Origin of the sequence: Methylobacterium platani, assembly GCF_001653715.1 — a bacterium.
Taxonomy (GTDB): domain Bacteria; phylum Pseudomonadota; class Alphaproteobacteria; order Rhizobiales; family Beijerinckiaceae; genus Methylobacterium; species Methylobacterium platani.
On record NZ_LWHQ01000117.1, the window covers coordinates 1,070 to 1,462 of the forward strand.

Below are 393 nucleotides of genomic sequence, written 5' to 3' on the forward strand. Positions count from 1 at the left end.
TGGGCCTGAGCGGCCCGACCCTCGTCGCCGTCGACCAGATCGACGGCGTGGTCGACGCGACCCGCCTGAGCCTCGACGACGATTTCGACGCCGGTCCCGGCCTCGCCGAGATGCTGGCCGCCGGGCTGATGGAGCTGCACGAGGCCGGCGGCCGCGGCATGACCCTGGTCACCTGCCTGACCGACTCCTGGCGCCGGCTGGAGGAGCGCGGGCTGAAATCGGCCTTCGACCGGTTCGATCCGCCGATGCTGCTGACCGGCCTGAACAAGCCCGCTGCGGCCGCCGCGCTCATCCGCGATCGGCTCGAGCCTGCCTATGCCGAGGCCGGCTTCGCGCCGCCCTTCCCGACCTGGCCGTTCAGCGAGGCGGCGCTCGCGGCGGCCGCGCGCGCCG

At 74.6% G+C, this 393-nt stretch carries 1 pseudogene; it reads left to right on the top strand.

The features are described from left to right. Window positions 1-393, top strand: a pseudogene (locus A5481_RS34905) (ATP-binding protein); the annotation flags it as partial.